Genomic DNA, 12,062 nt, shown 5'->3' with positions numbered 1-12,062 from the left:
ATAAAAAATGGTGGCAGTTCTTTTTGTCTGCATGGGGAATATTTGTCGCTCACCTATGGCTGAAGGCGCTTTTAGGGCCGCCGCGACCAAAGCTGGTATTATAGATACTCTGAAAATCGACAGTGCAGGTACTATTGGCTATCATGCCGGTTCAGCACCCGATAGCCGCGCACAGGCAACCGCCTTAAAAAACGGTGCCGACATCTCATCACAAAAAGCCCGGCAGGTAACACAAACAGACTTCGAAACCTTTGATTATATTTTGGCTATGGACAATGAAAACCATGAGGACCTGATGGCCCTGTGCCCAGCGCAGTATCAGCATAAAATAAAGATGTTTTTATCCTATGCGCCGCACTTGCCTATTACAGAAATGCCAGACCCCTATTACGGCCACACAAAAAACTTTGAGACATGTTACAGTGCTGCAGTAGATGCCGCAGACGGGCTGCTTGCGGCACTTCAAAAAGATTTGTAACCAACATGGGTAGCCCTATTCTCAATAAGCTTGAAAAAGCACTTGGCTCGCGCATAGTTAAATCACGCGCCTTGCCAGGCGGCGATATTGCAGATGTATCGCTATTAACCCTTGAAAATGGTACTGCTGTTGTTGCTAAACGACCAAGGGTAGACCAGCCCGACACAACCGCCGTTGAAGCGATGAGCCTAAAATACCTGGCAAAAAAATCTGCCTTTCCAGTACCTACTGTGCTCTATCAAACAGCGAACCTGTTAATACTGGATTATATTCCCTACAAAGGTGTGGAAAGCCGCATAGACGCTGCCAAAAGTGTGGCAGGGCATGTCGCTGCTCTGCATACGGTACGGCCAAAAGGCAACCGACCCTATTATGGCTTCACACAAGATACCTTTATTGGCCCTCTCCCGCAAATCAACACGCCGCAGCAAAACTGGTGCACGTTTTTTGCAGAAAACCGGTTGCTGGCCATGGCGCAGTCGTGTTTGAACACGCACCGGATTGATAGCAAGCTTATGAAACGGCTTGAAAAACTCGCGGCAAAACTGCCAGACTTTCTGCCAGCAACACCAGATAGCAGCCTGCTACACGGTGACTTGTGGGCCGGTAATATGCTGATAGACGGCGCACACGTTGCGGCCTTTATTGATCCCGCCGTATCGTACGGTCACCGCGAAATGGATATTGCTTTCATACAGCTTATGGGCGGGCTGGATACAGCCTTTATGGCTGCCTATAACACACTCTATCCGTTAGAAGCAGGGTACGAACAGCGCCTACCCCTCTATCAGTTATGGCCGCTACTGGTACATGTCAGGCTTTTTGGCGGCACGTATGCCGCCGATGTAAAAGCCATTCTGGATGCGGCGGGCATTCAGTGACCCTATTCAGGCAAAAGCTTCTAACGTGCCCCATTCGTCCGTGTAACACACTTCTTCCATAAAGCCAGAACCAAAATATTCCTCGGCTCTATAGGCGGAGCCTTCTGCCGTTTGGCTACTGGAGAAAAGCGTAAAATGCTCCACAAGCTGCGGCGGTGTTCTAAGGGCGCCGTTTACCGTAAGCCAGTCCCCTATGCGGGCATGTGACCAGCGCGGAAACCGGGCTAGTGTTACATGCGGCTTGTAGCGCCGCCTGTCTGTTTCCACCACAACCCGCTCAACCGCGGTTAAAACCTTTTCATGCAAATGCTTGAAGGGGGCTTCGTTATCCACACCTGCCCACAAAGCCTTTGGCTGTCCGGGTTTACCAAACACACCGACACCAGAGAGAGACATCTCAAAGGGATCAAAATGAATCCTCGACAATTCATAGCCAATGTCACGCATATCGCGTTTTGATACTTCACCAATAAAAGCAAGGGTTAAGTGCAATTGATCATCCCGCTGCCAGTAAGCACCTTCAACGCCGCCGCGCGCGAGAGTAAGGGATTCCTGTATTAAGGGGGAAAGTTCAATGCCAACAAAAAGACGCGTCATATTCGCCTCCTGAAAAGGTTGGTATAACGAATCGTACCTGAATTTTTATTTCTGTAAAAGTAATTCTGCCACTTGAGGGCCAATTTTTTCTATGATGATCGCTACACCCTCTTTTGTTGGGTGCATACCATCCGCCTGATTAAGGGCCGGATCGGCGGCAACGCCCTCGAGAAAAAACGGATACAGCGGCACGCCGTACTGCTGTGCAAGTTCTGGATAAATGCTATTAAAGGCCCTGCCGTATTCCTGTCCCCAACTGGGTGTTGCCATCATACCTGCTAGCAAAACCGGGATATTTTTATCCGTTAGCGTTTTAAGGATTGCCTCCATATTAGCGCGGGTAATAGCGGGTGACACACCGCGCAAGGCATCATTTGCACCCAGTTCAACAATCACCAGATCAGGCTGGCCGCCTTTAATCGGCGATAACACCCATTCAAGCCGTGATCGCCCACCCGATGATGTATCACCAGAAACGCCGCCATTTATAACTCGTACATGCACACCCATGTGCATCGTGAGCCATTTTTCTAACTGCTCGGTAAAGCCCTCGCCAGCAGGCAAACCGTAGCCTGCTGTTAGACTGTCACCAAACGCCAGTACAGCAAGCGGCTCTGGCTCATCCACAGCTTTCAAGGGTGCAATAGATAACAATCCGGTGAAAAGGATAGTAATTGCAGATAAAATACATATCTTAACCGTATAAATAAAGCGCAAGGCCTGCTCCCATGGGTCAGCGTACAAGTCTATAATACCTGACAGCGAGAAAGATAAAATTCAATGACTGATCACAAAAATATCATCAGCCTTACGGGCGCATGCCTCACACTTGATAGTAGCGCAGGCCCGGTAAATATCCTGAAAGACGTTAATCTTGCCATTACAGAAGGCGAAACAGTGGGCATTATCGGTCCTTCGGGTTCCGGTAAATCATCGCTGATGAGCCTCATGACAGGGCTGGAGCAGGTTACAAGCGGCACTGTAACGGTTGATGGCCTTTCTTTCACTGGCATGGATGAAGACAGCCTTGCCCGCCACCGCCTTGGCCGCATCGGCATAGTGATGCAGGCATTTCACCTGATACCCACTATGTCTGCGCTTGAAAATGTGGCAGTACCACTTGAGCTGCAAGGTGTTAATGACGCCTTTGAGCGCGCCGCAAAAGAACTGGAGCTGGTGGGCCTTGCCCACCGGATGGACCATTACCCGGCACAAATGTCAGGCGGCGAACAACAGCGCGTTGCCCTTGCTCGTGCCCTTGCACCGCGCCCTAAAATTCTGTTCGGCGACGAGCCAACCGGCAACCTTGACGGCAAAACCGGCCGCACTGTCATTGACCTGATCTTTGATCTGGCACAAAAACGGAAATCCACCCTTATTTTGGTAACCCACGACCCAGCGCTTGCTGATAAATGCGACCGCGTTATCTCGATGGCGGACGGCCATATTATCGATGACACCGGCAATACCCGCTCAGTAACAGGCGAAAAATCTTCTATACCGGCAGGGGCCAAAAAATGATCACGCGGCAAATGGCACTGCCTGTTGCCCTGCGAATTGCCCTGCGCGAACTGCGCGGCGGCTTGAACGGTTTTAAAATTTTCATCGCCTGCCTTGTGCTCGGCGTTACCGCAATTGCGGCGATTGGCTCACTCACCCGCGCCATTGAAGACGGCATGGACCGCGAGGGACAAACCATTTTAGGCGCTGATTTTGAGGTGAGCACCTTTCAAACCGAAGCCAGCCCTGAGGCAACAAACTGGCTTGCAGCACGCGGTACCGTGTCGCAGTCAGCCCGCTTTAGAACCATGGCTCACATTGAAAAATCAGGCGAAAGCAGCCTTGTTGAGCTGCGCGCGGTTGATGGGCTTTACCCTCTATACGGCCAATTTGAAACATCGCCGCAAAAAGACAGCGAAAGCCTGTTTGAAAAACGCGGCGACATATGGGGCACTGTTATTGCCCCCGACATGGCAGACAGATACGGCGTTAAGCTGGGTGATATTTTAAAATTTGGTGCCGTTAGCGCAGAGGTGCGCGCCTTTATTGTCAGCGAGCCAGACAAGGCAAACCTTGGCTTTCAGCTTGGGCCATCGGCCTTTCTAGCCTATACAGCCCTAAAAGACACCGGCCTTGTCACTACGGGATCGCTGATTAATTTTCATTATAAAACCAAACTGCCGGAAACCACAGACCTGAAGCAGATGGGTGAAACCCTAAAAGCTGATTTCCCTGATGCAACATGGCGTGTGCGTGACCGTACAAATGCTGCCCCCGGCCTTACCCGCTTCATTGACCAGATGGGCATGTTCCTGACCCTTGTTGGCATTTCTGCCCTTGTGGTGGGTGGTGTGGGTGTTGGTAATGCTGTGCGTGGCTATATGGACCGTAAAACCCGTACCATTGCTACCCTTAAAATACTGGGCGCTAACGGTAACACGGTTTTTGCCGTTTATTTCATTCAAATTCTGGCGATTGCTTTCCTTGCTATATTAGCAGGGCTAATCCTTGGAGCCTTCCTGCCCGGTACGCTTGCAGCTTTCCTGCCTAATAGTCTGCCCATAGAACCAGAAGAAAGCATCTATGCCCTGCCGCTTATACTGGCGGCACTCTACGGCCTACTGATAACCACGGCTTTTACGCTGTGGCCGCTTGGCAAAGCGCGTGACTTGCCCGCCGTGCATTTATTCCGGGCGCTGGTTGCCCCCTCTACCCGCTGGCCGCGGCGACAATATCTGTTTGCCATCGGCTTGTCTGCCCTTGCTGTTATTGCGCTTGCGGTTGGGCTTGCCGATGAGAAACTACTCGCGGCTGGCTTCCTTGGTGGCTCACTTGTTGTGCTTGCGCTACTGCGGCTTCTGAGCTGGTGTATTGAGCGCAGCGCCGCACACATGCCGCGCCCCAAAAGCCCACTACTGCGCATGGCCCTTGCCAACCTGCACCGACCAGGGGCAGCCACCGGCGCTGTGGTGCTGTCGCTGGGCCTTGGGCTAACGCTTTTTGCCAGCCTCGCCTTAATTCAAGGCAATATGGACAAACAGCTCCGCGACCAAGTACCCTCTGAAGCACCGGCGTTTTTTATTCTGGATATCCAGCCTTACGACCTTGAACCTTTTACAGAAACAGCACAGGCGATTAGCGGTGTGAGCGAGGTTATGACAATCCCTAATCTCAGAGGCCGTATTACCAAGGTAAAAGGTGTGCCCGCCGACGAGGTACAGGTGGCAGACAATGTACGCTGGGTTATGCGCGGCGACAGGGGCATAACCTACGCCGAAACCCTAAATAGCGGCAGCCGTGTAGTGGAAGGCACATGGTGGGAACCTGACTATACAGGCAGCCCTGAAATAAGCCTTGGCAAAGAAGCGGCAGACGGCATCGGCGTTACAATCGGCGACACAATAACCCTGTCTGTGTTGGGCCGCGAAATCACCGCCACCGTGCGCTCGCTGCGCGAAATAGACTGGGGCACGTTTGGCTTTAATTTCGTGATTATGTTTGACCCCTACACCTTAAAGGCCGCCCCACACACCTTTATGGCAACCCTGAAAGCAAACGGCGATGCAGAAGCCGAGGCGCAGCGTGTGCTCACCAGCCAGTTCCCAGGTATAACTGCTATCAGAATGAAAGAAGTACTAACCAGCATGAACGCTATTGTTGGACAAGTGGGCACCGCCGTTAAGGCAACCGCGCTTGTTGCTATCATTGCAGGTATTTTGGTGCTCGCGGGGGCCATAGCTGCCGGGTTCAGGCAGCGGGTTTATGAAAGCGTTATCCTGAAAGTTTTGGGGGCCGTCAGGGCGCAAGTGCTGAAAGCCTATCTTGTTGAATATGCTCTTATTGGCTTTGTGACAGCCCTTGTTGCGCTGCTGCTCGGCAGCATTACCGGTTATGTGGTGATAGAAACGGTTATGGAGCTTGATTTTAACTTCCTTGCAGCACCCATACTTCTAACCCTTATTGTAAGCCTTACAGTGACCATTCTGTTTGGGCTGGCATCAAGCTTTAGGGCGCTTGGAGCAAAGCCAAACAGCGTTTTGCGCGAAGAATAAAACCCTGATAACAAATATTTGATTAATTTTATCCGGTATCTGTTGCAAGAAACCACCAGAGTGCCCATATTAGCACTAACTCAAGTTTAACCCCATGGGGAGCAAAAATGGAACGCTACAATACTGCATACCGGGCTGGCACTACAGCCCAAACTGCCGAGTTTGACGCAGGCCTTCGCGCCTATATGCTGAAGGTCTATAACTATATGGCCTCTGGTGTCTTACTAACAGGCATTGTGGCTATGCTTGTTGCTCGCAGTGAAACACTGATGCAGGCGCTTTTCAGCGGCCCGCAAGCCTACATTGTGATGTTTGCACCACTTATTTTCGTGCTGGTCATGAGCTTTGGCATAAACAAGATGCGCGCTAGTACACTGCAAATGCTGTTTTGGGCATACGCGGCTGTTATGGGCCTTTCGCTTTCAGTTGTGCTAATTGCCTTCACGGGTGAAAGTGTTGCCCGCACATTCTTTATCACAGCGGCGGCTTTTGGTGCTCTTAGCCTTTATGGTTACACCACAAAGAAAAGCCTTAGTGGCATGGGTACATTCTTGATGATGGGTGTGTTTGGGCTGATCATCGCAACCGTGGTAAACAGGTTCCTTGGGTCGAGCATGATGCAGTTCCTGATTTCCTGTGCTGGCGTGCTGATTTTTGCGGGTCTTACGGCGTATGACACGCAGCGCATCAAGGAAAGCTACTATATGATGGCAACCGGCGAAGCCGTTGCCAAAGGCGCGATTATGGGTGCGCTAAGCCTGTACCTCGATTTCGTGAACCTCTTCATGTACATGCTTCAGTTCCTTGGTGACCGCAAGTAAGCCTTCGAAATAGCTATAAGTTTAAAGCCCGGCATAACCCGCCGGGCTTTTTTTATGGGTTTTGCCCTTGTAAACGGATGTATATGTTCACATTTCTATAAAATACCTGTATTAGTGTAACGATAATACCAATACAGGTATTAAAAGGCCCCTTAGGGGTCGTTAATAAAAAGTCTGAATAATCAGGCATAAAACGACAGCAAAAATAGAAGTACACGGTGAAAATACATCGGGCTTCGTATGGAGGATAGAATGCAATCACTGCGCAAGCTGTGCCTTGTTCTGGCACACTCATTTCTTGTCACTTTTACCTTTTCAGCAATGGCAGACACACTGCCGGTTGACTATAACCCTGAATCCAAAACAGCTATCAAATATGATGATCTGGATTTTCTGCTAAAACAAACTGTTCTAAAAACGGGCCGGTCTGACCATATAGCCGCACCCAAACCACCCAAAATTACCGGTTCAAGCATCCTGTTTGATAACCCTATGCCTTCGCGGCTTGAAGGCAACCGGGTACTGTTTCACCAAAACAAAGAAGATCTTATCAGCATTTCAGCGGAAATCCGCGATGTTATGCTGAACATTCCCAATCAGGTAAAAATCAGTCGGCTTAATAAAGATGAACAACTAGCCTACTGGCTAAACCTGCATAATATTATTGTTTACCATGAGATTGCCGCTCTTTACCCGATAACAGACCTAAGCAACCTTATGAAACCCTGCCCTTCGGCAAAATCGATCCGCTGTGAGGCACGCTATAACCTAGCAGGTCAACTGATATCGCTTGATGATATTGAACAGCATATCATTACAAACTGGGATAACCCACTGGTAATATACGGATTTTATATGGGTGCTGTTGGCACGCCGAACATTCAGGGCAAGGCCTTTTCAGGTGCCACTGTTTACAGCGAGCTGCGCAAAAACGCGGTTGATTTTATCCACAGCGTGCGCGGCACCCGTGTCTGGACATCAAAGCAGCTAAAGGTTTCTGAATATTACACCCGTATGGCCAAGTTTTTCCCAAATTTTGAAACGGATGTGCTGGCCCATATCAGGAACTATGCCGAGCCAGATTTTTACGCAGAACTACACCGTATCAGCAAAGTGAAAGCCAATATAGAAGACTGGCATATTGCAGACCTTTATAACGGCCACCTTAGTGACCCAGCAGGGGTGAACGGCCTTCAGCGTATTACATCGCGCATCGGCAGCGGGAACGACCCAGTGCCCGCCCATGTTTCGCGCCTGCTTGACGGTGTGGTAGCCCGCAACAGCGAGCGGCAAGCGAATGTATCGGTTGAGGAATATACCGAGAAACCAGCGCTAGAGACAGAAACACCAAAACCGATGCCAGAGGACGAAAAAACCGCTGACGCTGCAACCGAAGGCAACGCCGGCTAAACCACAGGGCCGCAGCAAAAATAAAAAAGGGCACAGAACTCTGTGCCCTTTTCTCTATTTTTCTTTACGCGGGGTATTATTTTTCAAACGCACCCATCGGCCCCGGAAACACAACCGGGCTTTCATAGCCATCTTCTGAGACAGCGGCGACACCAAAAAAATAATTATCAATCACCACATTGGTTAGTTCAAACGCTCGGGCATCTTTACCCACCAGACGGCTCCACTGCCACTGAGGGTCTGTTGTTAGCCGCCAGTATATACGGAAACCCGCCAGATTGGCCTGTGTGGTTTCATCCCCTTTTAAGCCCCAGCTTATAGTGGCGCTGGGTTCCACCGCACCCGCAAGCTTTACATCAACCGGGAACGACGGCGCACCTGCCATTGTTGCCAGCGTCACCACATTGAGGGATGTCAGCTTGGCAGCATAAGCAAAATCAACACCCGCCAGCACATCACCATAAGCAATACCGTTTTCGGTGCGTACATCCTGATGCTGGCGGTTATAATTTTCGTTGGTTTCCATAATGCGAACACCCGGATACCCAGCCTCGTTAAACGGCCGGTGGTGCCCACCCCTGCCAAACCGATCAAGCCGGTACACCATCATCACATCAAGGTTTGGGATAAAATCGTCGGCGAGCCGGTCAACCAGCCGCGCTATATTCCGGCTTGGGCTATCCACTTCGCCGCCCTGATAGCGGCGCTGGCGTGCTTCATCCACGCTTTCAACATAGCGTGTACCTTCAGAAAACACCCGTGCTGTAGTGTTATTCACCACGCCGTTGATCCCGGAAATATTACCGATCATGTCATTATTCAGCACACCCATAATGCGCCAGCCCTGCTTTACCGCGTGTGCTGCCAGAATTTTACCGCCGTATAGGCCCTGTTCTTCGCCAGACAAGCCCGCATAAACAATGGTGCCCGCAAATGTGTGCTGGCACAAAACCCTAAGCGCCTCAATGGTGCCTGCCATGCCTGAGGCATTATCATTTGCACCGGGGGAATCGCCCACCGCATTCATCGGGTCCGAGATCCGGCTATCAATATCACCTGACATAATAACAACCCGGCTTGGGTCCAGTGTGCCGCGCTGCACGGCAATCACATCCACCACCTCAGCTGTTGTCGGGATACGCTCACCCGACACAACATCCGCAACGGTATAAACCTCAACATCTGCGGCGCAACCTTTGGCAATATTCTTAAATTCAGCCTCAATCCACCGCCGGGCAGCGCCAATACCGCGTGTGTCTGATACTGTATCAGACAGGGTATGCCGGGTACCAAAACCTACGAGCTTGGTAATATCTGCCTCGATCCGCTGCTTTGAAACCGCCGCAACCATGCCGTGCCGGGCATCATCCGCCGGGGCGGCAAAACTGGTGGCTGAAAAACCTGCAGCAAACAGCATGCCTGCAAGGCGCATTATGTTTTTTTTCATAGTTTGTCCCCTCTTCTATCTCGTGAAAGAGGTTATACCATTCAACACGCCAGATACCTATACACCAGCCAAAACGCTGTTGATCGCCGCTGTCAGTACACTCAGGTCATCAGGCTCAATCACCATGGGCGGGGTAAGGTACACAATATCCCTGAACGGGCGTATCCACACACCCTTTTCCACAAACAGTGGCTTTAAGCGCTCAAGCCCTGAGGCATCCGCGAGCTGCACAACGCCGATTGCACCCTTAACGCGCACATCCTTCACATTTGGCAAAGTGCGACAGGGGGCAAGTTCGGCCTTTAACTGGGTTTCAATCGCCGCAACGCGCACGCCGTAATCTGCCTGCTCGTAAAGGTCAAGCGACGCATTCGCTGCCGCGCAGCCCAGTGCGTGCCCCATATAGGTAGGGCCGTGCATCAGGGCTTTCGTGGGCGAATCGTCATAAAATGCCTCAAACACTGTTTCGCGCGCAATACAGGCCGACAGCGGAGTAACACCGCCTGACAGGCCTTTTGAAAGCGTTACCATATCTGGGACAATGCCCGCCTGCTCAATAGCAAAGCGGGTGCCGGTGCGGTAAAAGCCGGTAAAAATCTCGTCAACAACCAACAGCACACCGGCTTCGTCGCACGCTGCACGCAGCCACCTTAGGGTTTCAGGCTCAAAAAACCGCATGCCGCCAGCGCCCTGAACAAGCGGTTCTGTTATAACCGCTGCTACATCGTGGGCGTTCTTTTTCAGGAACACAGTGAAAGCTTCTGCCTCAGCTACTGTCTTTGGTAAATCAGCCAAAATATTTTTTGCCAGCATACCGGCGAACATGCCGTGCATGCCCTCTTCCGGGTCACACACTGCCATGGTGCCCAGTGTGTCGCCGTGGTATGTGCCCCTGAAATGCACAAATTTACTGCGCTTTTCGCCCCGGTTCATAAAATACTGCGCCGCCATTTTCATGGCAACTTCCACAGAAACAGACCCTGATTCAGCAATAAAAACCCGGTTCAGGTCACCCGGCAGCAAGCCTGCCAGCCGTGTTGCAAGTGTGAGCGCAGGTTCGTTCACAAGGCCGCCAAACATAACGTGCGGCATCGTGTCGATCTGGGCTTTCATAGCCGCCGTGATATGCGGGTTATTATACCCGTGAGCTGCGGCCCACCAGCTGGAAATACCGTCAATCAGGCGGCGGCCATCTGCAAGTGTAAGGCGCACACCGTCAGCGCTGATAACAGGCAGCGGCGGCGTGGCCGTTTTCATTTGTGTGTAGGGGAGCCAGATATGCTCCAGCCCCTCAGTGTACCAGTGTGGAAAACCCGTCATGTTATGCTGGTGTCAAACCCAGTTTATTAAACAGCGCCATATCGCTATTATTTTCTGGGTTTGGAGTGGTCAGCAATTGCTCGCCGTAGAAAATACTGCTGGCACCCGCCATAAAGCACATGGCCTGCAATTCTTCGCTCATTTCCTGCCGACCCGCAGACAAGCGCACCTCTGATTTTGGCATCATGATGCGCGCAACAGCAAGGGTGCGCACAAATTCAAACGGGTCCATTTGCTTCACATTTTCAAGCGGCGTGCCGGGCACTGCCACCAGCATGTTGATAGGCACAGATTGTGGGTGCTCAGGCAGGTTAGCGAGTGTACGCAGCATACCGGCGCGGTCTTCGCGCTTTTCGCCCATGCCGACAATACCACCAGAACATACATTCATGCCAGCCGCACGCACACGCGCAAGTGTGTCCAGCCGGTCTTGGTACGTACGGGTTGTAATAATCTCACCGTAAAATTCTTCAGATGTATCAATGTTATGATTATAATAATCAAGGCCTGCGTCCGCGAGGCGCTTGGTCTGGTGATCATCGAGCATGCCAAGGGTCATACAGGTTTCCATGCCAACAGCCTTTACGCCCTCAACCATGGCAATAAGCGTGTCCATATCGCGGTCCTTGGGACTGGTCCATGCAGCACCCATGCAGTAGCGCGACGCACCACCCTCTTTTGCCTTTTGCGCAGCATCCACCACACGCTGCACTTCCATTAATTTGGTAGCATCCAGCCCCGTGCCATTTTTATATTTGGCAGACTGCGAGCAATAGCCGCAATCTTCGGCGCAGCCACCGGTTTTAATGGAAATAAGCTGCGAAAGCTGCACCTTGTTAGGGTCATGAAACATGCGGTGCACTGTTTGAGCTTCAAACAGCAGGTCCATAAGGGGCTTGTCAAACAGCGCCATAATCTCGGTTTTTGACCAGTCGTGGCGCACTGTGTCATCACTTACAGGCTGTACGCCCTCTGGCTTGGAAACAGAAACTGGCTGTTGGATTGCAGTTTGAGCATTCATGTTTGTAATCTCCTTACAGATACACGGCGCTTTGG

Annotated in this window: 11 protein-coding genes; 6 read left to right on the top strand and 5 right to left on the bottom strand. The window is 51.3% G+C overall.

Going from position 1 to position 12,062, the window contains the following annotated elements:
- Positions 1 to 7: 7 nt before the first annotated feature.
- A complete protein-coding gene (locus ICL80_RS03805) occupies positions 8 to 478 on the top strand; it encodes a low molecular weight protein-tyrosine-phosphatase (protein ID WP_194214797.1) in 471 nt (156 codons plus the stop codon).
- 5 nt (positions 479 to 483) lie between these two features.
- The gene (locus ICL80_RS03800) at positions 484 to 1,359 is read left to right on the top strand and encodes a fructosamine kinase family protein (RefSeq protein WP_194214796.1); all 876 of its coding nucleotides are present in this window, start codon (positions 484 to 486) and stop codon (positions 1,357 to 1,359) included.
- Between the two features lie 6 nt (positions 1,360 to 1,365).
- Here ICL80_RS03800 and thpR read toward each other — a convergent pair whose 3' ends face one another.
- A complete protein-coding gene (gene thpR, locus ICL80_RS03795; protein ID WP_194214795.1) occupies positions 1,366 to 1,956 on the bottom strand; it encodes an RNA 2',3'-cyclic phosphodiesterase in 591 nt (196 codons plus the stop codon).
- Between the two features lie 45 nt (positions 1,957 to 2,001).
- A complete protein-coding gene (locus ICL80_RS03790; RefSeq protein ID WP_194214794.1) occupies positions 2,002 to 2,673 on the bottom strand; it encodes an arylesterase in 672 nt (223 codons plus the stop codon).
- A gap of 63 nt (positions 2,674 to 2,736) precedes the next feature.
- Between ICL80_RS03790 and ICL80_RS03785 the strand changes: the two genes are divergently transcribed.
- The 4 genes from ICL80_RS03785 (at position 2,737) to ICL80_RS03770 (ending at position 8,239) form a co-directional block, all read left to right on the top strand.
- A complete protein-coding gene (locus ICL80_RS03785) occupies positions 2,737 to 3,477 on the top strand; it encodes an ABC transporter ATP-binding protein (RefSeq protein WP_194214793.1) in 741 nt (246 codons plus the stop codon).
- Positions 3,474 to 6,008 carry an ABC transporter permease gene (locus tag ICL80_RS03780; protein WP_194214792.1) on the top strand — a complete coding sequence of 845 codons (2,535 nt, stop codon included), beginning with the start codon at positions 3,474 to 3,476 and terminating at the stop codon, positions 6,006 to 6,008. The genes ICL80_RS03785 and ICL80_RS03780 overlap by 4 nt, the downstream gene beginning before the upstream one ends.
- 107 nt (positions 6,009 to 6,115) lie before the next feature.
- On the top strand, positions 6,116 to 6,829 hold the full coding sequence (locus ICL80_RS03775) for a Bax inhibitor-1/YccA family protein (protein ID WP_194214791.1): 714 nt from the start codon (positions 6,116 to 6,118) through the stop codon (positions 6,827 to 6,829).
- 252 nt (positions 6,830 to 7,081) lie between these two features.
- The gene (locus tag ICL80_RS03770; protein WP_194214790.1) at positions 7,082 to 8,239 is read left to right on the top strand and encodes a DUF547 domain-containing protein; all 1,158 of its coding nucleotides are present in this window, start codon (positions 7,082 to 7,084) and stop codon (positions 8,237 to 8,239) included.
- 76 nt (positions 8,240 to 8,315) lie between these two features.
- Here the strand turns inward: ICL80_RS03770 and ICL80_RS03765 are convergent, their stop codons facing one another.
- Genes ICL80_RS03765 through bioB form a run of 3 tightly spaced genes read right to left on the bottom strand, consistent with a single transcriptional unit; the run spans position 8,316 to position 12,027 of the window.
- Positions 8,316 to 9,686 (bottom strand): M28 family metallopeptidase, encoded by a 1,371-nt coding sequence (locus ICL80_RS03765; protein WP_228073797.1) that lies wholly within the window; start codon positions 9,684 to 9,686, stop codon positions 8,316 to 8,318.
- 57 nt (positions 9,687 to 9,743) lie between these two features.
- Positions 9,744 to 11,006 (bottom strand): adenosylmethionine--8-amino-7-oxononanoate transaminase, encoded by a 1,263-nt coding sequence (locus ICL80_RS03760; protein ID WP_194214789.1) that lies wholly within the window; start codon positions 11,004 to 11,006, stop codon positions 9,744 to 9,746.
- 1 nt (position 11,007) lies between these two features.
- Positions 11,008 to 12,027, bottom strand: a complete 1,020-nt coding sequence (bioB, locus tag ICL80_RS03755; RefSeq protein ID WP_194214788.1) for a biotin synthase BioB — start codon at positions 12,025 to 12,027, stop codon at positions 11,008 to 11,010.
- Positions 12,028 to 12,062: the final 35 nt, after the last annotated feature.

The organism is Kordiimonas pumila, assembly GCF_015240255.1.
Classification (GTDB): domain Bacteria; phylum Pseudomonadota; class Alphaproteobacteria; order Sphingomonadales; family Kordiimonadaceae; genus Kordiimonas; species Kordiimonas pumila.
The sequence above is the reverse complement of the archived record's forward strand: the minus strand, read 5'-3'. Positions and strand labels throughout refer to the sequence as shown.

Excerpts from the sequence above, each read along its gene's own strand:
- ICL80_RS03775 (WP_194214791.1), top strand. The coding sequence starts at position 6,116 with ATGGAACGCTACAATACTGCATACCGGGCTGGCACTACAGCCCAAACT.
- bioB (WP_194214788.1), bottom strand. The coding sequence starts at position 12,027 with ATGAATGCTCAAACTGCAATCCAACAGCCAGTTTCTGTTTCCAAGCCA.
- ICL80_RS03805 (WP_194214797.1), top strand. The coding sequence starts at position 8 with ATGGTGGCAGTTCTTTTTGTCTGCATGGGGAATATTTGTCGCTCACCT.
- ICL80_RS03770 (WP_194214790.1), top strand. The coding sequence starts at position 7,082 with ATGCAATCACTGCGCAAGCTGTGCCTTGTTCTGGCACACTCATTTCTT.
- ICL80_RS03800 (WP_194214796.1), top strand. The coding sequence starts at position 484 with ATGGGTAGCCCTATTCTCAATAAGCTTGAAAAAGCACTTGGCTCGCGC.
- thpR (WP_194214795.1), bottom strand. The coding sequence starts at position 1,956 with ATGACGCGTCTTTTTGTTGGCATTGAACTTTCCCCCTTAATACAGGAA.
- ICL80_RS03785 (WP_194214793.1), top strand. The coding sequence starts at position 2,737 with ATGACTGATCACAAAAATATCATCAGCCTTACGGGCGCATGCCTCACA.
- ICL80_RS03765 (WP_228073797.1), bottom strand. The coding sequence starts at position 9,686 with ATGAAAAAAAACATAATGCGCCTTGCAGGCATGCTGTTTGCTGCAGGT.
- ICL80_RS03760 (WP_194214789.1), bottom strand. The coding sequence starts at position 11,006 with ATGACGGGTTTTCCACACTGGTACACTGAGGGGCTGGAGCATATCTGG.
- ICL80_RS03780 (WP_194214792.1), top strand. The coding sequence starts at position 3,474 with ATGATCACGCGGCAAATGGCACTGCCTGTTGCCCTGCGAATTGCCCTG.